This is a genomic window from Bradyrhizobium guangzhouense, from assembly GCF_004114955.1.
Lineage (GTDB): Bacteria > Pseudomonadota > Alphaproteobacteria > Rhizobiales > Xanthobacteraceae > Bradyrhizobium > Bradyrhizobium guangzhouense.
The window spans coordinates 2,081,257-2,106,217 of record NZ_CP030053.1 but is presented as its reverse complement, the minus strand read 5'-3'; the positions used below and the strand labels follow the sequence as shown (position 1 = coordinate 2,106,217).

At 61.6% G+C, this 24,961-nt stretch carries 17 protein-coding genes; 9 read left to right on the top strand and 8 right to left on the bottom strand.

Annotated elements, in window-relative coordinates; translation table 11 throughout:
• Positions 1 to 35: 35 nt before the first annotated feature.
• The gene (locus XH91_RS10100; RefSeq protein WP_128950458.1) at positions 36 to 1,109 is read right to left on the bottom strand and encodes an ABC transporter ATP-binding protein; all 1,074 of its coding nucleotides are present in this window, start codon (positions 1,107 to 1,109) and stop codon (positions 36 to 38) included.
• A 272-nt stretch (positions 1,110 to 1,381) separates the two neighbouring features.
• On the opposite strand from XH91_RS10100, the gene XH91_RS10095 reads away from it, so the two are divergent.
• Entirely contained in the window at positions 1,382 to 2,386 is a 1,005-nt protein-coding gene (locus XH91_RS10095; RefSeq protein WP_245470729.1) for a LacI family DNA-binding transcriptional regulator, read from the top strand.
• 221 nt (positions 2,387 to 2,607) lie between these two features.
• On the opposite strand, the gene XH91_RS10090 is transcribed toward XH91_RS10095, so the two are convergent.
• From XH91_RS10090 to XH91_RS10070, 5 genes are all read right to left on the bottom strand, one after another.
• A complete protein-coding gene (locus XH91_RS10090; protein WP_164934159.1) occupies positions 2,608 to 3,918 on the bottom strand; it encodes a vanadium-dependent haloperoxidase in 1,311 nt (436 codons plus the stop codon).
• 515 nt (positions 3,919 to 4,433) lie between these two features.
• Positions 4,434 to 5,564, bottom strand: a complete 1,131-nt coding sequence (locus XH91_RS10085; protein ID WP_245477348.1) for an FAD-dependent monooxygenase — start codon at positions 5,562 to 5,564, stop codon at positions 4,434 to 4,436.
• 5 nt (positions 5,565 to 5,569) lie between these two features.
• On the bottom strand, positions 5,570 to 9,358 hold the full coding sequence (locus tag XH91_RS10080) for a LodA/GoxA family CTQ-dependent oxidase (protein ID WP_128950454.1): 3,789 nt from the start codon (positions 9,356 to 9,358) through the stop codon (positions 5,570 to 5,572).
• 96 nt (positions 9,359 to 9,454) lie between these two features.
• On the bottom strand, positions 9,455 to 11,059 hold the full coding sequence (locus tag XH91_RS10075; protein WP_128950453.1) for a S10 family peptidase: 1,605 nt from the start codon (positions 11,057 to 11,059) through the stop codon (positions 9,455 to 9,457).
• Positions 11,060 to 11,305: 246 nt separating this feature from the next.
• Positions 11,306 to 13,033: a thiamine pyrophosphate-binding protein gene (locus XH91_RS10070; protein WP_128950452.1), complete on the bottom strand. Its 1,728-nt coding sequence runs from the start codon at positions 13,031 to 13,033 to the stop codon at positions 11,306 to 11,308.
• Positions 13,034 to 13,114: 81 nt separating this feature from the next.
• Between XH91_RS10070 and XH91_RS10065 the strand changes: the two genes are divergently transcribed.
• The 4 genes from XH91_RS10065 to ppsA all read left to right on the top strand — a co-directional run bounded on the left by XH91_RS10065 (position 13,115) and on the right by ppsA (position 18,392).
• Entirely contained in the window at positions 13,115 to 14,215 is a 1,101-nt protein-coding gene (locus tag XH91_RS10065; protein WP_245470728.1) for a LysR family transcriptional regulator, read from the top strand.
• A gap of 385 nt (positions 14,216 to 14,600) precedes the next feature.
• Positions 14,601 to 15,518, top strand: a complete 918-nt coding sequence (locus tag XH91_RS10060) for a DnaJ C-terminal domain-containing protein (RefSeq protein ID WP_128950451.1) — start codon at positions 14,601 to 14,603, stop codon at positions 15,516 to 15,518.
• A complete protein-coding gene (locus XH91_RS10055) occupies positions 15,518 to 15,847 on the top strand; it encodes a hypothetical protein (RefSeq protein WP_245470727.1) in 330 nt (109 codons plus the stop codon). The genes XH91_RS10060 and XH91_RS10055 overlap by 1 nt, the downstream gene beginning before the upstream one ends.
• Positions 15,848 to 15,980: 133 nt before the next feature.
• Positions 15,981 to 18,392 carry a phosphoenolpyruvate synthase gene (gene ppsA / locus XH91_RS10050; protein ID WP_128950450.1) on the top strand — a complete coding sequence of 804 codons (2,412 nt, stop codon included), beginning with the start codon at positions 15,981 to 15,983 and terminating at the stop codon, positions 18,390 to 18,392.
• Positions 18,393 to 18,413: 21 nt separating this feature from the next.
• Here ppsA and XH91_RS10045 read toward each other — a convergent pair whose 3' ends face one another.
• Positions 18,414 to 19,754 (bottom strand): glycoside hydrolase 5 family protein, encoded by a 1,341-nt coding sequence (locus tag XH91_RS10045; protein ID WP_164938259.1) that lies wholly within the window; start codon positions 19,752 to 19,754, stop codon positions 18,414 to 18,416.
• A 191-nt stretch (positions 19,755 to 19,945) separates the two neighbouring features.
• Here XH91_RS10045 and XH91_RS10040 point away from each other — a divergent pair, with 191 nt between their 5' ends.
• From XH91_RS10040 to XH91_RS10025, 4 genes are all read left to right on the top strand, one after another.
• Positions 19,946 to 21,280 carry a GH1 family beta-glucosidase gene (locus XH91_RS10040; RefSeq protein WP_128950449.1) on the top strand — a complete coding sequence of 445 codons (1,335 nt, stop codon included), beginning with the start codon at positions 19,946 to 19,948 and terminating at the stop codon, positions 21,278 to 21,280.
• Positions 21,277 to 22,254 (top strand): glucokinase, encoded by a 978-nt coding sequence (glk, locus tag XH91_RS10035; RefSeq protein ID WP_128950448.1) that lies wholly within the window; start codon positions 21,277 to 21,279, stop codon positions 22,252 to 22,254. The genes XH91_RS10040 and glk overlap by 4 nt, the downstream gene beginning before the upstream one ends.
• A 70-nt stretch (positions 22,255 to 22,324) precedes the next feature.
• Entirely contained in the window at positions 22,325 to 23,212 is an 888-nt protein-coding gene (locus XH91_RS10030) for a 1-phosphofructokinase family hexose kinase (protein WP_245477294.1), read from the top strand.
• Positions 23,205 to 24,320, top strand: a complete 1,116-nt coding sequence (locus tag XH91_RS10025; protein WP_128950447.1) for an SbmA/BacA-like family transporter — start codon at positions 23,205 to 23,207, stop codon at positions 24,318 to 24,320. The genes XH91_RS10030 and XH91_RS10025 overlap by 8 nt, the downstream gene beginning before the upstream one ends.
• 183 nt (positions 24,321 to 24,503) lie before the next feature.
• Here the strand turns inward: XH91_RS10025 and XH91_RS10020 are convergent, their stop codons facing one another.
• Positions 24,504 to 24,938 (bottom strand): nuclear transport factor 2 family protein, encoded by a 435-nt coding sequence (locus tag XH91_RS10020; protein WP_128950446.1) that lies wholly within the window; start codon positions 24,936 to 24,938, stop codon positions 24,504 to 24,506.
• Positions 24,939 to 24,961: the final 23 nt, after the last annotated feature.

The window sequence follows — 24,961 nt, the reverse complement described above, 5'->3', positions numbered from 1 at the left end:
GACTGGCTTAGTGTTGTGGCCTGGCTGCGCATTCTCTACTGCAAGGCGCGCTCCGTCTCAGGATCGAACAGGTGGATCTTTGCGGGGTCCAGCCCAAGCTTGATCGCCTCGCCGGCTTTCGGGCGCAGCTCGGGCGGCAGCCGCGCGGTCAATGTCGCGCCGCCTACCGCAAAATGCACCAGCGTATCGGAGCCGAGCGGCTCGACGACCTGAACCTGGCTGTTCAGGCCGACATCGGACCTCAGCGGCATGAAATGCTCGGGCCTGATGCCGACGATGAGCTCACGCTCGTCGGCGACCGAGAGTTTTGCGCCGGCGAGGCCGGCAAGCGGCAGACGGTTGCCGTCGGCGAAATCGAGATAGCCTTGGGTGGTCCTGGCTTTCGCGAAATTCATCGAGGGAGCGCCGACGAAGCCGCCGACGAAAACGCTCGCCGGATGATTGTAGACCTGGTCCGGCGTGCCGATCTGCTCGATGTCGCCACCCCGCAGGATGACGATGCGATCGGCCAAGGTCATCGCCTCGACCTGGTCGTGGGTGACATAGACGATGGTGGTCCCGATCGTCTGATGCAGCCGCTTGATCTCGGTGCGCACCTGCCCGCGCAGTTTCGCGTCGAGATTGGAGAGCGGTTCGTCGAACAGGAAGACCTGCGGCCGCCGGACGATGGCCCGGCCCATCGCAACCCGCTGACGTTGGCCGCCGGAGAGCTGTCCCGGCCGGCGGTCGAGCAGATGGGTGATGCCGAGCATCTCCGCCGCGTCCCTGATCTTGTTGTCGGCGTCCGCCGCGTTGGCGCCGCGCACCTTCAGGCTGAAGCCCATGTTCTGGCGCACCGTCTTGTGCGGGTAGAGCGCGTAGTCCTGGAAAACCATGGCAATGTCGCGCTCGCGCGGCGGCAGATCGTTGACGACGCGATCGCCGATCCGGATCTCGCCGCCGCTAATGCGTTCGAGGCCGGCGATCATGCGCAGCGTGGTCGACTTGCCGCAGCCGGACGGACCGACGAGCACGACGAACTCGCCGTCCATGATCTCGAGGTCGATCGCCTTGACGACGCGAAACGCGCCGTAGCTCTTCTCAAGCTTGCGCAGGCTGACCGAAGCCATGAGCCCTCATCTCCCGTCCCGACGGTTCTTGCGGCCGGGGTGAACATTCATCATAGCGCTACGATTTTTGGAAATCAACGCCTGAGCCATAAAGGCTGGCTCCGACGCGGTCAGACACGAATTTTGGCATTATCTGGTTGATTTAGATGACTATATCGTCCTCTTGGCAAAACACGATTGTATCGCTCCTGGGCTTCAGCTAGATAATAGCGCTATTATCTCAAGCCAACATGGCAATGGCCGCATCAAAGCCCCTACGCACCCGGCGCAAGATGCAACGGGTCACGATCATGGATGTGGCGGCGCGCGCAGAGCTGTCGCCCTCCACGGTGTCGCTCTATTTCAGAAAGCCAGATGCGGTCTCGGCGGCGGCGAGCGAGGCGATCGCACGGGCCATCGAAGCGCTCGACTACGTGCCGAACCTGATGGCCGGCGGCTTGGCAGCGGCCTCATCGCGCGTCGTGAGCATCATCGTGCCATCGGTGCGCAATGCGTTCTTCGCCGAGACCGTCGCGGCCCTGCAAGACGAGCTCGGCAAGCAGCGACTGCAGGTGATGCTCAGCCACACCGAGTACAAGGAGCACGACGAGGAGAATCTGGTCCGCGTGGCACTGTCCTGGGCGCCCGCCGCCGTCGTCTTGACCGGCCTGTCTCACAGCGCAGCAACGCGCCGGCTGCTGCGCGACAGCAAAGTGCCAATCGTCGAAATCTGGGAGCTCGGTTCCCCGACCATGGACATGGCGGTCGGCTTCCACCACGACCAGGTCGGTCATGCCGCCGCGTCGCATCTTCTTCAGCGCGGGCGCAAGCGACTGCTGTTTCTCGGCGCCCGCCTACATGAGGATCGGCGCGCCGCGCGGCGCGCCCAGGGCTTCATCGAGACTGCACGAAACACGACCGACGTCACCGCAGAGATCATCCAGCACCCCGCTCCGGCGAGTGCCGAGGTCGGCGCGATGTTGCTTGGCGAGGCCTTGCATCGTTTTCCGAACGTCGACGGGATCGCCTGCTCCAACGACCATATCGCCCTCGGCGTGATCTTCGAGTGCCAGCGCTCCGGTGTCGCAATTCCCGAGCGCCTGTCGGTGGTGGGGTTTGGCGATTTGAGCTTCAGCGCGGCCTCCAATCCGTCCCTGACGACCATCCGTCCTCCCGGCGACTTGATCGGGAAGGAAGCAGCGCGGCTCATCATCGCCCGGATTGCGCACCCCGACGCCGAGCCCGAACAGGCCGTCATCGATACGCGCTTCACCCTGCTCCATCGGCAAAGCAGCTGATTATCGGAAAGACGTTGCCTTTGCTGATGGGCCAGACCTTTGGACCGCCCGCGCTTTCGGCGTATCTGCTTCTGTGTGGATAGTCGCATTCGGCTTTGAGCGGAGAACACCGGCGGGTCACCGTTTCGGCGTTCCTTTGGTCGCATCGGCCCCTCGTCCGAAGTTCGCAACAAAGCGCGGCGACGCCTTGAGCCGCCGCCGCGCTTTTGATTTAGCCAAATCTAGCTATTGAACGTATCGAAGACGTCCTTGGCGATCGCTTTGCCCTGCTTGATGCCGTCGTCGGCGTCGTATTGCCAGTGGATGCCAAGCCAGATGCGACTTTGTCCGTTCTCGATCTCGGCCTCCGTGAGGTTCTTGAACTTACGCTCGAATTTCGGTCGCGTGGCGCCCGTCGGCCCCCTGTTGAGGCCGTTGTACTCGTCCGACACGAATGTGAACGCGGTGTCGCCCCGCAAATAGAGTCGCATCGCTTCGAACACGGCTCCTCCGAACACTGCATGCCCCGAAGGATACGCCGGAAACGGAGGTGTCAAGTTTGCGCCCGCTGGCGTACCGTTGGAGACTTGTGCTCCCAGCGGGGTGAACTCCTTGTTCTTCGAACCGAGCACCGATCCTTCGGGATCCGTCTTGCGAATGTAGGTGACGGGCCGCGAGTGGTGGAATTTGTACTTACCGGTCCATGCACCTATGCCGGCCTCGGCCATCGCCACGTTGATGAAGGCGAGGTATTGCGCCAGGTCCTCGACACGCTTGATCGGCCGCTCGCGGAATGCGACCGACAGCGCGATTTCATTGTAAAGCCGCGGCGGTGCGCACAGAAGCGGCGTCCCGTCGTACGCCCAGTAGATGCCCTTCAGCGTCTCGTTCGAGGAATCCAGCGGAGCGAACACGCTGCCTTTCCGGCTCGTCGGCGTTTTGAAGCGAGAGCCCAAGGCTGGCGGCGCAGGATCCCCGCCGAGCCTACGGACGGCATCCAACGCCGACTTGAACTTCGGATCGTTTTCAGCAGGCGGTCCCGGAGGCAGGTGAAGATCGGCCACAACGAACGGCATGACCTCATTCCAATGTCCGCCGAGTGCCACGGGAAGCTGGCTAATGGGATCGATATCCCAATCCCGAGTACCGACCGGCCCCTTGAACAGATCGGTGAAGCGCGGCTCGGTGGACAACGATTGCAGCCCGACCTGCGCTTTCGACCCGTCACCGAATTTTCCGGTGCCGGGATCGTATTTGCGGGTGGCGAGGATAACCTTGGAGGCTTCGGAGCCAATCCTTGCTCCAAGCTGCACGGCGGGCAGCGGGTCGTCGATGGCCAGTTCCAGTCTGTTGAACACCACTTTCGTGTACGCGATCTTGTTCTTGTAGAGGACCGCGAGCGTGTCGTACGCCGCCGAGGCGAGTGCGGCGCGGACAGACGCCGTCTTCGGATTGATGGCCGTGCCCGGTTGACCGACCCCCGACCAGATGGCGGCCTGGGATCCTTTGTAGCTCTTGTGCCGCTGGATGATCGCGTTGACCGCTTCGAACATCGCGAGGTGCAGGATCGCAAGCGCCCAACTCGATCGATGCGGACCGTATTGTTCGGCGTAAGTCGGATCCGTCGTCCCGGTGGTGGTCGAGTGATCCTGCGCCGTCAGATCCAGCGCAAGCGCGTTCCACTGCAACAGATGATAATAATCATTGTTGGAGACGCCACCGGTGATGTTCTGGAGCAACGGAGACTTGGAGAGGAAGTCTGCAAATTCGCCAGCTTGGCGTGGCACGGCCGTACGGTTCTCCTGCAGGATCCGAGCCGTGTCCAGATCCGGGCCACCCTTCATGTCGGGCTTGCCGAATATCCGGGAAAATTCGAGCGCGTTCTGTTCGTCCTGGGCGCGAGAGACGGCCGGAAACGCGAACGCCAAGGCCGACGCCGCACCGGACATGAGAGTTCTACGCGATATGGCCATTAATTCTGTCTCCTAATGAAATTCGTGAAACGATCAATTATGGAAAATGTCTTCTAGTCTTCGTGCTCAATACAAAACTTCGGTCCTCCTGTGGCCTAGGCAGCTCTCTCGCCGGGAAGCGACACATTTCCGCTGGGCGCGTATCGCCGCCGCCAGAATGGCGATTTCGGCCAGCGTCGTTCCAGGCTGTAGAGATAGTTGCGGTTCGCGAGGTAGTCCGCGTATCGGGCGTCGAGGTATCGGGCGTAAAACCCGCTGCTGTCGGAACGTCCGTCGAGCACGTCGGCAATCGTCGTAGCGGCGCGGAGCCCGTCCTCGAGTGCATTCATGATGCCCTGTGAGGAAATTGGATCACAGGCGGCCGCCGCATCTCCTACGGCCAACCAATTGGCCCCGACGACGCAGTCCAAACGAAAGCTCGGCGCGGCGCGCACGACGATATCCTTCAGCCGATATGCTTCGATCGCCTGCGCGACGTGACTCGTCGCGCGAAGAAGAGCGAGCCACTCGCTCGCGCGCGCGAGATTATGGTCCCGGACGATCGAAGCGTCCGAGGCGAAGGCAATTGCGAGCCTGTGATCAGGCAGCCTCGCCCTGTACCACCAGCCGAGCTCCCGGGCTTCGAGCAGGGTGAGTTGCGAAGAAGCGGCCGCCTGCGGCTGATCGAAGAACCCGTAGACAAAGCTCAGTCGATCCAGCGGAATCTGGCGCGCGCCCATCTGGCGTGCAACGACGGAGCGCGATCCCGTGGCATCGACGATGTAACGCGCCGAAAGGTGCTGTGTGGCCCCGTTCGGCATGATCGCGCTGAGAGCGATGCCTCCGTCCGGGGCCTGCTCCAGTGAGGCGCACTTGGCGATCGGGAAGACGGCCACGCCACAGCTTGCTGCGTGGTCAAGCAGCAACGCCTCAAACCTGGCGCGGTCCAGGTGCCAACCGCAGCCCTGCGGATTCAACACGAAATCGTTGTAGCCCAGCTCCGTCCCGCCCCATGCTGAGCAACTGCCGAGACTTGCCTCATGCCGTTGCCCAAGAAACTTCTCCCAGACCCCTAATTCACTGAGAAGCTTCCTTACATCGGGCGGGACGGTCTCACCGACCGCCAGCCGCGGTCTGGTGTGTACCGGATACGACAGCCCGACCCTGACACCTTTTCGAGCGAGCGCGATAGACGTGGCGCTGGCGGCAATTCCTCCGCCGAGCACGACGACATCGCTCTTGATCACTCCGATCAATGGACACTACCCATCCCAAACATGCGTCCGGTCTTGTGTCGTCGCCGTTTCGTCGACGGCGTGGTCAGCCGGAGCATTCGAACGACCTGGTCGACTGCCGGGCAGCCGTTCGCGATCCAGCGTTGAACGACGGCGCGGCACGTCATGCCAGGAGACTCCACGGCCATCTGTGCGAATACGCCTCCCATCGGCCCGGTGGGCGCAATCCAGTTTGTCAGGAAGGAGCTCGCCGCGGGATCTCCCGGCGTGATCACGTTGTTCCGAGACGATGCGAGAGCTGCCATGAATGCAGCCGGTGGCTGATCGAACCACCAGGCGATCGTATGTGCCACTCCGGACTCGTCGGTCAGCGAATTCGCGGTGTGCCCCACCGCGCCGATCTGCTGCGGTTTCAGCTGCTTGATCACGGCTTCCATGGCGGCAGCGGGTGGCAGTCCTTTCGGCGGAGGCGGCTTCGGAGCGCCGGCCAAAGACAGCGTGTAGTCTCTCAGCAGATCGATCTCATCATCCGTGAACACCCTGAACATCGCGCCCGTCTGAAACTGGATCAGCTGGTTCAGCCTGCTGTTCTCCCAATCACCGGGCGTCAGCAAGTCGGACTTTATGAGCTGCAGGAACTGTTCCGGCACGGCAAACAGCTCGTTGATCGGCGTCCCGCCCAAAGTGTGGGCCTGGTGGTTTCGACTTCCGAAATCGGCCTTGCTCTTGATGAGCGCGATCATCCTCTCCTCCAGGCTCGGCGGATCCGTTATGAGGTTCCGAAGATCCTGACCCAGATTTCCGATTTGCCCGAATGCGACATATCCGTTCCAGATCCGTCGCCACGCCTTGTTGACCGCGTCGGTCCCGCCGGCTTCTTGTATCGTCTGGAGATAGAGCAGAACCGCATCGAGCGCACGACGGCCGTGGCCGTTCACGGCATTGTCGATGCCGATATGCATGACGTAGAAATGCGGATTCAGACCCAAGCTCGCAAGGAGATCGCGCGTTGGTTTGAGACCGAGCACCTCCCACTCGAGCTGCAGCGTCATGCCGAGTATCTCTGGGTAGTATTCCTCGGTGAACTGCGAGATCGCAAGCTCGAAGGTTGGCACCGTGAAGGCGCTGTCCAAAAGCTCTTCGTCGAACGCAAATTCGCGACTGCTCAGGTCCGACGGATAGAATCCGACGCTATGACAGAGATCGAGATAGATATTGCAGTGATTTTTCGACACCTCTCCGTCACCGAACTCATCCATCCAGATCGAGAACAGGAGCGCGCGCACTTCGTCCGTCGGCCCGGCCTTCCCGATGTTGCGGAGCCAGGCGCCGTCCAGCAGGTTCAGCGGCGTGAACTGCTTGATACGGATGACCATCTGCGCAACGTTCGTGATCAACGGGTCGGGGTCCACGAGATCGGCATCATCCGACAGTTCCTGGTAGATCAGCTGCATCCTGTCCTCGATTGCCTGAGGCGAATAGGGAAAGAACGTGCGATCGTACGGGGCCACCGTGGGATCGAGCGAAAAAACCTCGGCCCATTTCAGCCAGAAATCCACATAGTGCCGCGCATTCCGCAGCGCTCCGGGATATTCGTCGACATTTAGAAGTTCATAGAACAACTCGCGGACCGCGCCCGGATTCTGGCTGTCCGGCGTTGGCCCGGCATCATCTTGCGTCGGCTGCGGAACCAGATTCGACGGAATTTCCGTCGCGTAGTTCGGGAACGGCACGACCGGCGTGAGGCCGGTGTCGCGCAACTGGCTCTCAACCTCGAGGTACCAATCATCAGGCGCGGTGGTGACGACGGTCGAGCCCGACTCGGTGTGCGTGAGTGGAGGGTCAATCGCCGGGGACTGCAGCACCGTGCCGATCCGGTGCCAGTTGTACAGCATGTCCTTGCGCTCTTGATATCTTCCCCAATTCTCGGCATCCGCGGCGTCGGTGCCCCAACCGCGAAGCGACCATAGTTGCGGACCCAACTGGAATACATTGGTTGAATCGTCGAGGTCGCGCGGTCCCCAGTTCACCTGGGATGCGTCGTAGACCGCAACGGGCCGCTGCGCTGGCCAGGACCAGAACAACGTCCGAACTTTGCCAACAGGGGGATCCAACGGATGGGTCGCGCAGGAGTTGTAGTCGGTGTGCCACGGCAAGGCCAGGAATTTGGAGAGGTCCCCCGGCTCAAGTCCCGACTGATCGGCATGGCGAGGAACGTAGCCGACGCCCAGGAAGGCATTGTTGCGGACGAGACCCGCATCGTAAGCGAGCGGCTTCGCCCGAATTCTGAATGGCCCTGCTCCCGACGTCTGCCAGGGAAGCTCGTAGAGCGCCGGCTCACGCATGACAAATGTCAGATCGATGCCCGGGCTCAACCGGCCGCCGATGCAATTGACGAGTGTAGCCTTGTCCAGAAATTCCCCGGGACCGAGGGAGCCGGAGCCCGGCCGAAAATAGTCACGGCCCTTATTCCATTGCTTCAGAAAGAAGTGCTGCGTTTGCCGCAAGGCGAGTAGTGACTGATCTGCATCGCCGAGGTGCAGAGGCATCAGGGTGGTATTTTTCAACTGATCCTGCGACGGATCCCTGAAGACCGCAGACAAGCCAGCCAATGACGTCCTCGCAGGATCGGTCGTCTCCGTGATCCTGGCCAAGGCAGCATGCGCTGCGATGCCGTTCTGACTGAGATTGGCAACCCAGTGCTGCTGGCTCGCACTTTTGAGGATGGGCGCAACCTGGTCGCCGAAAGTGGGCTTGTAGGCCGGATTGTAAGCCTGGGACGTCTTGTCGAAGATGTCGGGGGCGAGTTCGAGTTGACGTACCCAGACATCGTAAACGTCATCCCACATCGATACGACATTGAGGATCTGCGGCGCGAAGGAGGGATCGGTCGCCGACACCCACGCGCCATGCGCGGCCGCACGACCGCCGTCCTCGAAGACGATCGTCGCACTGACCGGCCCGTCCGACGTATCATCGAACCATTGGTTGTTGTTGACGTCGTCGTCGAGGGGCGATTTTCCCGCAATCTTCCACGCAACCGCAGGGCCCCGACCGCCGAGCACGAGAAGCCGACCGAAGGAATCGGTCTGAATTTCACCCAGGCTATCGATCGGCCCGGAAGGACAGTCGAGTGGTCCGAGGCCGTTGGATGGAAACGATTTCGGATAGTCGGGCATATCGACGACCGCTCCGCGAGCACCGTCGAAATATCTCGCGGGGGTCGGCGCATCAAACCGAACAGGAGCCGCCGACGCGCCGGACACGACACGCGGGCCAGGATCGATCACAAGCTTGCGCAAGCGATCCGGCAAAGCGAGCGTGGCGAGCTTGTCGGGGGGTTGCGGAGCACCGGCCTGTGTCAAGGACGGATTTCGAATTTCAGGGAGGTTCCCATTCTCGTAGCTTTCGATCCCCTGCGGATCGCTCTCGGCGAGCACGAACCAGTTTGTCTTCTTGTTCGCAATATGCACGGTCCAGATGATATCGGCGATCTTTCGTCCGTCGATCTCGTCGCCAATCCGGACTTCGCGACCGTCGCCACGGGGCCAGCTTTCGGGATTGCCATCACCATAGGAGAAAAGGCGAAACCGTGCGGCGTGACGCTTCAGGGCCCCGGATGCATCGCGAAGATCGCTGCTCCGAATGGGCTCGCTCTCGGTTCCCCGCCGGATCGGCAATCCACCCGTCAGTCTGGTCCCGTCGGTAGCCGGACTCCCTGCCATGGTCTCCGGCGCGATCACGTAGTCATCGGAGTTGCCGACGCGCGCGATGCCGATGGCGGGGTGAATTCTGAACGTGGTCATGACGCCGGATCCACAAGGTGCTCAGGGCCGTCATCTTGCTCGCGATGATAGTCCCGATGAGGAAGGGTGCTCGAGGAATTGCGAACTGACTGGTACCTAGTACGGAGTGCGGCTCATCCGCCTACGAACGCGCGTGCTGTGAATTTTTCCGGCCTGCTGAACTGATCGTGCAGCCGCAGCCGCAGTCGGCGGTGGCGGCTGGTAGAAATTGGCCAGGTCGGCCTTCATCGCCGCCCGCGACTCATTGTCGAGATAGACCATGTGACCCGAGCCATAATTTCGGATCTCTATCCGCTCGGCCGTATGTGGGCCCTTGAGCGGCATCTGCTCGAAATTCAGTTTCGTCTGGAAGAACGGCGTCACAGCGTCGTAGTAACCGTTGGCTGAAAATACTTTCAAATTCGGGTTGAGCGACATGGCCGCGGCAAGATCGCCGGCTGTGTAGAGAGAATCGGGTCCGCCCTTGTGTGCGCCCGTTGGATCGATATGGCGGAAATCCCAGTTTTTGAAGGCCTCATCGTTTGAGTCCAGGAACGGCGATACCGAAGTGTATTTCAGCTCTTCATTGAGATAGACGTTCCACATCGTGGTATAGACGCCGCCGATCGCCGTGATCGTCGGGTCGTTGTTCCCGGAATCCGGGGAAATTGCGCCGGCAATTCCTTCTTCGTCCGCATAGTTGCGCCCATCGTAGGACCCGATCGCATAGCCTTCGTCCCGGCGCAGGCTCGTCAGAAATGGCGTCGCGTCGTCGGCGGCAGGATTCAATTTCCAATGACGCAGTGTCGCAGGCGGAATCCCGAGGATTTCGCTGAGGGTTTCTAGAAGTTCCGGCTTGATCTTTGGATACTCGGACAGCGCCTTCGCGTAAGGACCGCGGGCGAATGCCTCCACTGACTCCATGAAGGACGGAAGATCCTTGGGAGGAGGCTTGGTGGCGACCTTTTTCCAATAGTGCGCGTCGGCCGCCAACGTCGGCAGTGTCCCGATCGGATTGCTCGCCTTGGAATAGTCGAGGATGGAGGATTGCAGGACGACGCCGTTCAAATCGACACCGTCCTCATGCAACATCCAGGTGAGGACGCAGGTTCTGGGCGTGCCGTATGACTCGCCGAAAAGGAACTTTGGCGAATTCCAGCGCTGAAAGACGGTCAGGTAGCGCTTGATGAACTGCTTTATGCATCCGGCGTCCTGGTCTACCCCCCAGAAATCCTTGTTCTTGTTCGGCGCGATCGCTGCCGAGTAGCCGGTGCCGACGGGATTGATGAAGACGAGATCCGAATGGTCCAGGAGAGTATCCTGATTGTCTTCCAAGGCGTAGGGCGCGGGCGGCGTGAAGTCCGGCATGCTCGTCCTGATGCGCCGTGGGCCGAACGAACCGAGCAGGAGGTAGACCGACGAGGAACCCGGCCCTCCGTTGTAGAAGAACGTGACGGGGCGCTCTTTCTGATTTGGAACATTGGCCGTGAATGCCACGTAGAACAGCTTCGCAGCCGGCTGCCCGCTGTACAGGTCGACCGTAACCAGATGGCCTGCCCTGGCAGTGTATTCGAGTGTCACCCCACCGACGGTGAGCTCGTGTTGAGTGGCGACTGATGCCTCGGTCGTGTCCGTTATCGAGTCTTCCTTGCGCGCACCATAGATGACCGTATCGAGAAGCGGCGGGTCCGATGGCTGTTCTTCAAAAGGCATTGCGCTCATGAATGACCTCGCTGAAATCGGATATCGGAACGTTGGTCCGTCGAAAATGTCGTCTCGTCGCCTCTGTATTCAGCAATAGGAATTGCGCCCAGTGCCCTGAGAGGCTTTAATGGGACGCTGCCACAATCTTGGCGGGAGACTAGTCTGCAACGGGTTCGCGAGGAACCCGTAATATTTTCTCAATGAGTGATAAGAATCGCACAGATCAACTTGGCAGGGCCGCGGCACCGAGGAACTGGTACCGCATCAAGGCACGATGCGTCGCAGCAGCGGCGCCTCGAAATTCGCCTGAACCGCCTCGGGAGCGGTGCGCCCGATGGTGTGACGGATCACGCTCGGGATATCCCGTTCATCGAGCATGACATCGATCAAGATCGGCACGTCGGTCAGCTCAGCTGCCAGTCGCAGCGCCTGGTCGAATTCGGCCAGGGTTCTGGCGCTTGCATATCGTGCACCAAAAGCGCCAGCTAACGCGCAGTAATCCCAGCGACGGAGCACATTGTGACCGTCCGGCTGGCCGTGCGGGCTATCGTAGAATCGCGGATGGCCCATGAACTGCTGAATCCCCATGATCCCGTTGTTCATCACGCAGATCACGGCGGGCAGCTTGTACTGAACCAGCGTGGAGAGGGCCTGTGGCCCCTCCCGAAAGGCGGCATCTCCCACGAACACGACCGGCCGCTTGGCGCCGGCACAGGCCGCGCCGACCGAAGCTCCGAGGCTGTATCCGATCGACATCCAGATCGATTGCGACAAAAATCCCTGCCGATCGACGATCGGCAGTCCAGCGGATCCAAAGAGCGAAAGGCCGGTGTCCGCGATCACAATCTTGCCCCGCACGAAATCCGGCATGCGAGCGAAGAGAAGATCGAAAGTCATGGGTGAATCGCCAGATGGGACGTCGGCGGCCTGACGCTTCGATGCCGTTTCCCAAGCGGGTGGAGCGTCGGCATGACCTCCCAATCGCTGCGTCAGCCCAACGATGAAATCCCTGAGGCTGACGTCGCTGTAGATATGATGTCCGATGCGGACCCCACCCTGCGAAGCGAGGATCATGCTGCCGTAGTCTTTCGCGACTATGTCTCCGACGAAATCGGTGATCGTGGTGCCCAGTGCAATGACAAAATCGGCTCTCTCGACAAACTCCTGAAGATCGGGCGTCGCGAACCGGCGATCATACACGCCGAGGAATCCCCTCGTGGTCTCGGCCAGCACCGATTTTCCGGCCAGGGTGGTGACATAGGCGAGCCCGCTCGCGCGCAACAGGTCCGCACATTCCTGATGCAATCGCCAGCGATCGAGCTCTTCGCCGACCCACAACACGGGACGCTGCGCGCCGGCGAGCCGCGCCATTGCATCGTCGAGGCATTCCGACAGCGAGTCTGCATTGACGATCGATAACGCAGCGCTGAGCCTGCCCACCGGCAATGCACAGGATTGCTCCCATAGATCCTGACTGATTTCGATGTAGACAGGGCGCCGACGCGTCATGCAGGCGATCAGAACCTCGTCGATCTTGTCTGGCGCTTCTTCCGCCCGCTCGATCACGGCTGTTGCCACCGTCGTCTGCGAATAGATCGTCAGGTCCGTCTTGAGCTGACCCGTCGAATGCTGGAACATGATGCCGTAGTCGATCTCAAGATCGAGCTGACTTGCAGAAGGACTTCCGTTGATAACGACGACCGGACAGCGTTCGACGAAAGCCCCGACGACGCCATTGAGCGCACTCAACGCACCGACGCCATAAGTGCTGCACATCGCGCCATACCCCTTGATGCGGGCATAGGCGTCGGCTGCGTACGCGGCTTCCATCTCATATGTCGTGAAGATGGCCTTCAGCCCGGATTTCTTGGCAAGCTCCGCAAGAAATCCACGACAATAGCTGCCGGGTACGTTGAACAGATGTTCGATGCCAAGCTCCTCTAGCCGGGCAATCAGATAGGACGCCACGTTGCCGTTGGGCTGTTTAAGCATGGCCACTCAGCTCCAGCGCCGGCTCGGCGCTCCGCCGCGCTTGAATGCGCAGTCGAAGTTGCGTGACGAACGATCGCCGGAATGACGACGGCCGCCCTTTATCAAGCGGCGAACGGCGTGCGCGAGGCGACGGCTCGTCGCCAGTTTCCCACCTACCTTTTTTTCTACCATTGCGCGAGTTTAGCCCTCGCCGCTTTGCCGGGAACTCGCTATAAATTCTCTATGCTTGATAAGAAATGCACAGGCGACCTCGACTGGGAAGACGTTCGCTATTTCGCGGCGCTGGCGCGACATCGTTCGCTGTCCGCCACCGCCCGCGCGCTTCGCGTCAATCATGCAACGGTGTCCCGCCGGGTTGCTCGTCTCGAGGCGCTGCTGGGACGCGCCTTGTTCGAGCGCCGCGCCGAGGGCTACGTACTCACGGCCGACGGCAGAGCAGTGCTGGAAGAAGCGACCGTCATGGACAGTGCCGCGCTCTCGGTTCTGCGGCGCCTCGATGCGGGCGTGGAGCTCAGTGGCCTCGTGCGGGTCACCGCCGGGCGCAGCCTGGCGGAAGGATTTCTGATCGACCGACTGGACGGGCTGCATGGACGCCATCCGGGGATAGATCTCGAGCTCATTGGAGAGGTCAGGCTCCTGAGCCTGGCCCGAAGGGAGGCCGACATCGCTTTGCGATTTGGTCACCCCAAGGGCAGCGAGCTCGCGGGCCGACGTGTCGGCACGATCTACTTTGGTTTGTATGTCGCAGCCGGCCTGCACGCTGAACCGGACGCGCTGACGCGATTGCCCCTCATTGGCTTCGACAGAGAGGCCGACTCGATCGCGGAGGCCGAGTGGCTTGAACGACACTTCCCCGGGCGCCGTTTCGCACTCCGCGCCAACAGCCAGATAGCGCAAGCTGCCGCGGCACGAGCAGGCTTTGGAATTGCACTGCTGCCACGCTATCTCGCCGACAATGATCGGCAGCTTGCCGAGATCGACTTCGACGCGCCGATGCTCGAGCGCGAGCTCTGGCTTCTTATCCGCCCCGACCTGACGAAAGTGCCTCGTGTCCGCGCGGTCGCCGACTATCTCGTCGAGATTTTCCGCCGCGAAAGGCAGCGCTTCGCAGGGCATTCCCAAGCCGTAGAGAGTGAGGCATTGGAGGTACAGCCGGCAGACGAAGGAGCGCCGGGAGCATGAGCTATGGGCTTGCACATGGTGCCGCTGAATCCCCTGGCCGGAACGCCCGCTGACTCGACCGCTCCGAACGAGGTCACATCCCGAACGGATAAGTGTCCGCAAGCCCGGCGACCTCGGCGGTTAATTTGGCGCTGACGATCCCATGACGGCGGTTCCTGCATCTCGCCTACATTGACTGCATACAATCCAGCCTAAGACCATTCATCTCGGTCAATTTGATCGACATCAAACCGAGAAATGACGGGCGCGTCAGGATTACGATGTATGCAAGTGGAGACGGCCATGGATCTCAACGAAGCCATCTACGTCGACGCGCGATACGCGAATTCACCTCGCAAGGCCGCGAAGGTTGATTGGATTTCTTAGGCCTTCCGGGATCAGTTGAATGAAAGACCCTTACGAGACGCTTGGCGTGACCCGAACCGCGACCGAGAAGGAAATCAAGAACGCCTTCAAGAAGCTCGCGCGCAAATTTCATCCTGACCTGCATCCGGGCGACAAGGAGGCAGAGGCCAGGTTCAAGGCCATCTCGGCTGCCAACGATCTGCTCAAGGACAAGGAGAAGCGGCGGCGATTTGACGCCGGTGAGATCGACGCCAGCGGTGCAGAGCGGCCGCAGGAGCGTTTCTATCGCGACTTCGCGGACGGGCCTGGCTACACCACCCATGCCGCACAGGATGGATTTGACAGCAACGAAGATCTTGAAGAGTTCCTGGCAAGAGCGTTTGCCGGCAGTGGGCAACGATCAGAGGGAGCATTCCGCGCGCGCGGTCAGGATGTGAGCTATGTGCTGCCGGTCGCCTTCCTGGACGCCGCCAGCGGTGCCACGCGGACCATCACGCTGCCGGACGGCAAGACCCTGGAGGTAACTGTCCCCGAGGGCGCCGAGGACCGCCAGATGCTGCGGCTGAAAGGCCAGGGAATGCGTGGCTATGGCGGCGGGCCGCCAGGCGATGCCTATGTCGAGTTGCACATCCAGCCGCATCCGTTCTTTCATCGCAAGGATGACAACATCCATGTCCAAGTACCCGTGACCCTGCGGGAAGCGGTGCTGGGAGGCAAAATCGAGGTACCGACAATCACTCAACCCGTGACCGTGACGGTGCCAAAGGGTTCGAATTCCGGCACCATGCTGCGGCTGCGCGAAAGAGGGATCCGCAACCGAAAGTCTGGGCAGCGCGGACATCAATTGATCGAGCTGAAGGTCATCCTTCCCACGGCCGAGGAGCCCGAATTGGTACGATTTCTGGAACAATGGCGGCCGATAAACTCTCAGGATCCACGCAAGGAGATGGAGCCATGATGGCCATTGATGATCTCTTGGCGACCATCTCCGCGCTTCAGCGCGCCGATCTGGAACGCTGGATCCGCGAAGAACTGGTCGTGGAACAGGACCGGGGGTCCCTGACGTTCTCGGACATGGAATGCGCGCGGATCCGTCTCATCTGCACGCTGACCTATGACCTCGAAGTTGATGACAGCACGCTACCGATCGTGCTGTCGCTGCTCGATCAGCTTTACGACACCCGCCAACGGTTGTTTTCACTGACGCGCGCCATCAAGGCGCAGGACGAAACCGTTCAACTCGCCATCGCAGCCGCGACATTGCCGGAAAGCAAGCTCGAAGTCTGACGTCAACGCATCGGCTGCGCGTGTCGAGCCTTTGCTCCGGAATGTTATCGACGATTTATTGGGCGGCGCCTGAATCGTTCGAAAAATTGACCTGCCTCAAGGCCAGGCAGGCCCGGCGTGATCTGCTGTTCGCATGTCCGGATATATCAGATCTTTCCTCGAAATCGGATTGGGCGATGTCGGGCTGGTGGGCGGCAAGACCGCTTCGCTCGGCGAATTGCATTCCGCTCTCGCATCCCAAGGGGTTGCCGTTCCAAACGGCTTCGCCATCACGGCAGACGCCTATCGCGAAGCGCTGTCGCGGGACGGCGTCGCGGACGAGCTTCACCGGCTTCTCGATGGGATCGACAAGAGCAAGATCAAGCAGCTCGCGAGCAAGGCAGCCAAAGCCCGCGAGATCATATACAGGGCGATGGACACGCCACTGTTGCGCGAACAGATCGTGGACGCCTATCGAAAGCTTGAACGCGAGGCCGGGAGCGGGGTCGCCGTCGCCGTACGGAGCTCCGCGACGGCGGAGGATCTACCGACGGCGAGTTTTGCAGGTCAGCACGAAAGCTTTCTCAATGTGCGGGGGCCCAAAGACTTGTTCGAGGCTTGCCGGCGCTGCTTTGCCTCGATTTTCACCGATCGCGCGATCTCATATCGTATCGACAACGGCTTCGATCATTTCAAGGTCGCGCTCTCCGTCGCCGTGATGAAGATGGTCCGTTCCGATCTCGCAGCCAGTGGCGTCATCTTCACGCTCGATACCGAATCCGGCTTTCGAGAGGTGGTCTTCATCACCGGTTGCTACGGGCTCGGCGAGACCATCGTGCAGGGCCAGGTCGACCCGGACGAATTCTACGTTCACAAGCCCACGCTGAGCCAGGGTTATCGTCACGTGCTGCGGCGCCGGCTCGGAGCCAAGCAAATCCGCATGATCTACGGCAAACGTGGCGGTGAGCATGCAACATTGACCCGCAATGTCCCCGACGCAGAGCGCCGGAAGTTCTGCATTTCCGACCAGGACGTGCTCAGCCTTGCCGAGAGCGCGGTTCTGATCGAGGCTCACTATTCCAAACACGCCGGGGTCGCGATGCCGATGGACATCGAATGGGCCAAGGACGGCGCCGACGGAACGCTCTACATCATTCAGGCCCGCCCCGAGACGGTCGCCTCGCGGCGCGCGGCGGACGTCTACGAGACCTACTATCTGAAGGGACGCGGCTCAAACATCGTTACCGGTCGCGCGGTGGGTGAGAAGATCGCGTCGGGACGAACGCGTCGCGTCGTGACTGCGCGCGATCTCGCGGCCTTCAGGCCCGGCGAGATCCTGGTGGCGCCGGCCACCAGCCCGGATTGGGAGCCGGTCATGAAGACCGCGGCCGGCATCATCACCGACAAAGGCGGCCGCACCTGCCATGCCGCCATCATCGCGCGAGAATTGGGCATCCCGGCCGTGGTGGGCACCACACTCGCGACGGAGAAGATCAAGACCGGGACCGAGGTGACGATCTGCTGCGCCGAAGGGGAGGTCGGCAGCGTCTATGAGGGAAAGATTGCTTTCGACGTGACCAGAACGCCGGTCAGCGAGCTTCGGCGGCCACGCACCGCCATCATGGTGAATGTCGGCACGCCGGAGATGGCGTTCCGCACTGCGATGCAGCCGCAGGCCGGGGTCGGCCTCGCCCGCATGGAATTCATCATCAGCGAGCATATCGGCGTTCACCCGATGGCCTTGCTCAAGCCGGACAAGGTCAAGTCAGCCAAGGCGCGCGCCGAGATCGCGCGCCTGGTGAAGGGCTTCACCAGCCCGGCCGATTTCTTCGTTCAGAGACTTGCGGAAGGCGTCGGCACCATCGCCGCGGCATTCTATCCGAAGCCCGTGATCGTGCGGCTTTCCGATTTCAAGACCAACGAGTATGCCAGCCTGATCGGTGGCGAAGGCTTCGAGCCCCGGGAAGAAAACCCGATGCTGGGTTTCCGGGGCGCCTCCCGCTACAGCCATCCTGCCTATGCCGAAGGATTTGCCCTGGAGTGCGCCGCGCTCCGCCGAGTGCGGAACGAGATGGGTCTCTCCAATCTGCGCATCATGGTGCCGTTCTGCCGAACCGTCGAGGAAGCCCGGCGCGTTATCGCGACGATGGCTGCCAATGGACTGCAGCGCGGCGAAGACGGGCTCGAGATCTACGTCATGTGCGAGATTCCGAACAACGTCATCCAGGTCGACGCATTTGCTCAGTTGTTCGATGGCTTCTCGATCGGCTCGAACGACCTCACGCAACTTACGCTGGGGGTCGACCGGGATTCCGATATCGTTGCCTTCGATTTCGACGAGCGCGACCCCGGAATGCTGGAGATGTTCCGACAGGCCGTGGTGGGCGCCAAGCGCAATGGCCGTCATATCGGCATCTGCGGCGAAGCACCTGCGAATTATCCGGAGATTGCGCGATATTTGACGGGACTTGGCATCGACTCGATCAGTGTCAATCCTTCGAGCGTATTTCGCACCATGGCCGTGGTGGCCGACGCCGAAGCCGATCTGCAGAGATCCCCGGCGTGACGCTTTTGCTCGCTGCTGCGATCAAATCGCCGCCGGGCCGGCGGCGAGGTGAATACGTTCTGCGGCGGCATTGACTCTGGTCATGGTTCTCGTCAGTTCGCCATACACCTCGTCGTCGATGGTCACCGTGCCGAAATTCGAATCTTCTCCGTCAAAGCGCCCTTCCGCCGGCTGATCGGCATGCTCGAACCAGTGATAGCCGATCACATTCGGCTTGCTGAGGGCCGTCACGACATAGCCCTCGAAGGCCCGGGCACGCTCGGCCTGAGTGGCGACACGCGGTCCGGCCCCTTTGGAGTTTGGCAGGCCCGCGTCATCACCGCGAAAAGAGAATTCGGAGATCAGGCATGGCTTGCTGGCGGCAGCATAAGCGTCAATGACCGGACCGGGGTCGAACTCGTAGCAATTGAAGGAGATCACGTCGAGATGCCGGCCAGACGCTGCAATGACGCTCGCCGGCGGCTGATAGCCGAACCGGGATCCGAGCACGAGATGATTGGGATCGGCCGCTTTGATCGCCGAGACGCAGAGCTCGAAATATTTGTCGGCCACGACCGCCACGAAGGCATCGCAATCTGCTGAAAACGCTTCGCGTACGGGATCGGCCAAATTGGCCTTGGTCTCGAGGGCATCGTTCAAGACGCCGGGCCGGAGCCTCACGAACGGCGGCACGACATGTTCGATCCTTCCCAGTTCCTCCCAAGATCGCGCCTGCGTCCGCCATACCGCATTGAACTGAGCAAAATCCCGGTAATGCGACTGCAAACCCGAAAGTGCGGCGACCTTGCCTGGTCGGCGGGCCGGCAGGTTCAAGAACAACGTCAGGAGTTCGTCGGTACCGCGCCAGTCGGGCGACCAGTAGAGCTCGTTATCGATGAACGTGCCGAGCAGGCCCGGATCGTTGCGCCGATGCCTGCACCGAAGATCGGCGCTCGCACGGATATGCGCGGAAAACTCGGGATCGAAGACATCCGGAAAGATCTGGTCGCGACGATGCAAGCGAAAGGATGCGCCGAGCGCCGCGGTCGGAGTGCTCGCCAGCAATTGCGATGCCGAGCCGGCCACGGCTTCGTCCGACCAGCAGCCTATCGTGTTGAATTGCCAGCTTGCCAAGCGGTCGGACGTAGTCCTGCGCCAGGTTTGCAGGCTGCCGTATTTGGCCTGGCAAGCCTCGGCATAGGGCACGCGCTCGCTGCGTCCGATGTGGTCCTGATCGAAGCGGACCGTGTTGATCCCCTTCGAGATGAAGCGGCCCCCATCGGGATCGATGAACCAGAATACGCCATTGCGCTCGGCGACGCGGAAGAAGCCGTTTCCCTCGAGGCCGTCGTCGACGACCCCTCCCCATCTGGTCCTTCGCAAGCGTGCCCCCGGCGGCAGTCTGAAGATGCCACTCCATCGCACGGCCAAGCCAGCGGTTCTTGACCTATCTCAATACCAGCCGGGCCACCGTGACTACCAATTCAGAAGGAAGACAACGCCCCTGAAATCCAGCCGGCCGGTCGCGTGACGGCGAACCGGTCACCGGCTGAGCAGGACCAAGCAGGTCGCTCATGCCGCCAACGCAACTGCCGAGCACCGCCAGCCTGCGCCCTGACTTCATCTGGGGCGTGTCCACCTCCAGCTTCCAGATCGAAGGGGCAACACAGGAGGACGGGCGCGGATTGAGCGTTTGGGATATCTATTGCCGGACCGGCAAGATCAAGAATGGTGACACCGGCGATGTCGCCTGCGACCACTATCATCGCTACCGCGAGGATGTCGGTCTCATGAAGGCGCTGGGCGTTCAGGCATACCGGTTCTCGGTGGCCTGGCCGCGCGTCCTGCCGCAAGGGCGTGGCTCCATCAACGAGGCCGGCCTTGCATTCTATGACCGGCTGGTCGACGCGCTCCTGGCCGCCGGCATCGAGCCATGGCTGTGCCTGTATCATTGGGATCTGCCGCAGGCCCTCGAGGAGCATGGCGGCTGGCTCAATCGGGAGTCGGCCACATGGTTCGCCGACTATGCAGCTCTGATCGCTTCGCGCCTTGGCGACCGCGTCAAGCGCTTCGCGACTTTCAACGAGCCTTCGATCTTCTGCCTGTTCAGCCGCTCACTCGGCAACATGGAGCGGAGCAACGAGAACCAGCTCCATCGCATGATCCACAATGTCAACCTCGCCCACGGATCGGCGGTGGACGTGCTTCGCGCGAACGTCGTCGATGCCTCAATCGGCTGCATTCACAATCGGCAGCCCTGCCGGGCTTCCAGCGCAAGCGAAGCCGATGTGGCGGCTGCGGCGCGCCTGGACGATTACTGGAATGCAGCCTTTCCGGACCCGCAGTGCCGCGGCGAATATCCGCCATCGATGCGAGCTGCGATCGAGCCGCATCTGCGACCCGGCGATCTCGCGCAAATTTGCCGTCCGCTCGACTGGTTTGGACTGAACCACTACAGCCCGGTCTACGTGAAGTCGCGGGCGGATTCCATGCTGGGCTACGACTTCGGCGACAAGCCGGCCGACGCTGCCTTGACCCCGATCGGATGGCCGATTGATCCCGAGGCTTTCCGCGAGACGTTACGGGCGACCCACACACGGTATCGCCTGCCGATCTACGTGCTCGAGAATGGATACGGCAATTCCGACGAACCCGACCGGACCGGTGCTGTGATCGACCCGGGCCGAATTGAATTTCTCAAGGCCTACGTCAACGCGATGAATGACGCAGCCGCCGGCGGCGTCGATGTTCGCGGCTATTTCGTCTGGTCGCTGCTCGACAATTTCGAATGGGATTCCGGCTACAGCACCAGGTTCGGCTTGACATACGTCGATTATGCTTCACTGCGGCGAACGCCGAAATCGTCGTTCGGCTGGTATGCCGGGCTAATTAAGGCGGTGCGGCCGTGATCGAGACGACACCGCGGGGACGCGCCGCGCTGCTTGCCGATGTTGGAGGTACCAACGCCCGCTTCGCGCTGCTGGCTGACGGCAAGCTTGGCCCGATCACTCACTTCGCCGTCGGTGACTACGCCAGCTTTCTGGACGCACTCGCTGTCTATCTCGGCGCTTCGGCCAGGGCCGAAAAGCCTGCTCATGCGATCCTTGCGGCTTCCGGCGCGGTTCAGAACGGCCGCTGCGCGCTCACGAACAATTCCTGGATCGTCGACGCAGAAGAGTTGCGCGGGGCCCATGGATTCTCGACCGTGCGCCTGATCAACGACTTCGAGGCGGTCGCCTGGGCCCTGCCCCGCCTCGGCCCGAGCAGTTTGCTGCAGCTCGGCGGGCGACTGGGCGTATCAGGCGCGCCGCTTGCTGCGATCGGCCCCGGCACCGGCTTGGGAATGGCCGTGAGCATACCGCATTCCGACGGTCAGATCGTGCTTTCCAGCGAAGGAGGCCATGCCACGCTGGCAGGCGGTTCGTTGCGCGAGGATGCCGTGATCGAGCATCTGCGGCAACGTTTCGGACATGTTTCGGCCGAACGCGTTCTGTCGGGTGCGGGGCTCGAAAACCTCTACGGCGTTCTCGCCTCCATCGACGGCGTGACGCCGCCAAACCGCCGCGCGGCCGACATTACGCGGGCCGGGATCGAGGGAACGTGTCCGTCCAGCCGCGCAGCGATTGACATGTTTTGCGCGATGTTGGGGTCTGTCGCGGGCAATCTGGCGCTCGCCGTGAACGCGAGAGGCGGGATATTCATCGGCGGCGGCATCCTGCGCCATATGCGAGACCATCTCGTCGCGTCGAAGTTTCGCCAACGCTTCGAGGAGAAAGGGCGGCTCCGAAAATTCCTGGAACCGATACCGGCATATCTGATCCTGGACGACGACGTCGCGTTCGTCGGCCTTCGTAACCTGATGGAGGTCGAAGGCATTGGCTGAGACAGCGCAACTCGACATCGTCACCCTGACCATCAACCCGGCTGTCGATATCTCGACCTCGGTCTCGAGGATGGTGCCCTTCACGAAGATGCGCTGCGCCGAGGCCCAGCGTGATCCCGGTGGCGGCGGGATCAATGTGGCTCGCGTCCTGAAGCGGCTCGGCTTTGAGACGACCGCCGTCTATCCGGCCGGCGGTGCGACCGGCCAGACCCTGGCCGCTCTGGTGGAACGCGAGGCCGTGCGCAGCGTCATCATCCCGACATCGAAGGATACCCGTGAAGACATCACCATCTTCGATGAAACGAGCAAGGAGCAGTTTCGGCTGGTCTTTCCTGGAGCCTCCCTCAGCGAATTCGAATGGCAGCAATGTCTCGATGCCATTGCGCGCCTCAGCCCGCGGGCCGTCTTTGTCATCGCAAGCGGCAGCCTGCCGCCGGGTGTGCCGGCCGATTTTTACGGGGGGGTGGTCCGGGCATCGAATGCGGCGGCCAAAGTCATCGTCGACACGTCCGGCGCCTCGCTCAAGGCCGCGCTCGAGGCGGGCGTCTATCTCATCAAGCCCAACCTTCGGGAGTTTCAGGAGCTGGCTGGGATCAGTTGCGCCGACGAGCCCGCGCTGCTCGAGGCGGGACGCCGCCTGTTCGGCCGCTATCGCATCGAGATCATCGCGCTGTCCATGGGCCCCGGCGGCGCCCTGCTCTTGACGCGCGACATCGCTTTGCGTGCGAATGGCCTTGCCATGGAGGCAGTCAGCGTATCCGGCGCCGGCGACAGCTTCCTGGGAGCAATGGTGTCGAGGCTCGCCCATGGCGACAAGCTCGATAGCGCCCTGCGCTATGGCGTCGCCGGCGGTTCAGCGGCGTTGCTCAGTCCAGGAACGGGGCTTTGCCTCAGTGATGATGTTCATCGACTCGCCTTGCGTGTGAACGTCACAGCCATTGCCGGCTATCATGCCTAGCGACGAGACATACCACGCGCCGGGCGAACGGCAGTTGCTGCTGCGCTTCTGGAAAAGCGCCCGCGGCTTCTGGACAGGCAAGTCGGCGGTCTTGGCCTGGCTGCTGACCGTGCTGCTCGTCGCGACGGTTCTTCTGCAATTGCTGACGCAATACTACCTGAATTTCTGGAACCGCGACTTCTTCAACGCCATCGAGCGCAAGGATGGGAAAGAGCTTCTCGGCCAGACCCTGCGATTCCTGCCGCTTGCGGCGGCGAGTCTATCGCTCGCCGTGTTTTCGGTTTGGGGACGGATGACGCTGCAGCGAAGTTGGCGGGCATGGCTCAGCGACGAGCTTTACCGCTACTGGCTGGGACAGGATCGCTTCGTGCGGCTGAACTTCGTGGCAGGAGATTATCAGGCCCCTGAATATCGAATCGCCGAGGACTGCAGGCTGGCAACAGACCTTCCGGTCGATCTCGTTCTCGGGCTGGTCGGTTCTCTCCTGACCGCGGCCACCTTTATCGGTATCCTCTGGGTGGTCGGAGGCAATCTCGCGATCGACGCCGCGGGCCTCACCCTGACCATTCCCGGCTATTTGGTCGTCGCCGTCGTCGTCTACTCGATCACCGTGGCAGCCGTGACGATGTTGATCGGCCGGCGGCTGACGGACGTCCTGGAGGAGAACAAGCGGGCCGAGGCCCAGCTGAGGGCCGTTGGCACCCATGTGCGTGAAAGCGGAGAAGGCATGGGGTCCGGCATGAAGGGCGAGGACGGAATTCGCGCGATCCGCCCTGCCCTCAAGGCAGTGATTGCCTCGTGGCTGAACTATTGCTGGGAACTCGTGCGCCTCACGATCATAACCCATACGAATTCACTGGTGGCGCCGGTGATCGGCCTGCTGCTTTGCATGCCGAAATACGTCGCAGGGACGATGCTTCTCGGCGAGGTCGTGCAGGCAGCGGCAGCCTTTGTCGTGGTCCAGAGCGCCTGTAGCTGGTTCATCGACAACTATCCGCGCCTTGCCGAATGGGCAGCGTCCGCCAACCGTGTGGCTTCGCTTCTTCTCGCATTGGACAAGACCGATCCATCTCAGGTGAAAGATGAGATCGCACGCATGCGCGGCTGACGGCCGCGCCGGCGGGGCGAGTGTCCGGGACGGAAGGAGCACCCCCGTCCGGTCGGATCTGCGCGCGATATCGACGAAGGCAAGTGCGAGCTCGCGGACCGGACCAGGGCGCCGCGAGAGCTAAATTTTTCATCGCCCTGATCCTTCCTCGTCGATTAGCCTTCATTGGATCGTGGCGTGAAGCTATGAACCGATCCGCGCGCCGTCGCTGCCACCGGCGTGCCGCTGTTGCATGGCCCGATCGATCAGCAGCGTATCCGTATACATGTCGAAACGAGCGAGCTTGCCGTCAGCAACGCGCCAGACATGTGCGAAGGGTGCGCGCATGGCCTTGCCCGTCGCCTTGTTGACCCCGGAATAGACACCGAGGCTGACGACACGATCGCCTTCGACGATGAAATCGTCGGCAACGGCGGAGAAATCGTCCCAGTCGCGCACCAGCGGGACCAGCAGCTTGTCGAGGACCTCCTGCGGGCGGAGCCAAGTGCCGCTGTAATAGGGAAATCCCTCGGCCTCGGTCCAGTGCAGATCGGGATGTAACAAGCCCACAACCGTAGCTGCATCGGCCCGTGATACGGCGTCGTAAAAGGCTTGGACGATTTGAACTGCTTTACTCATGGGTCCTTACTCCATCTTTGGTC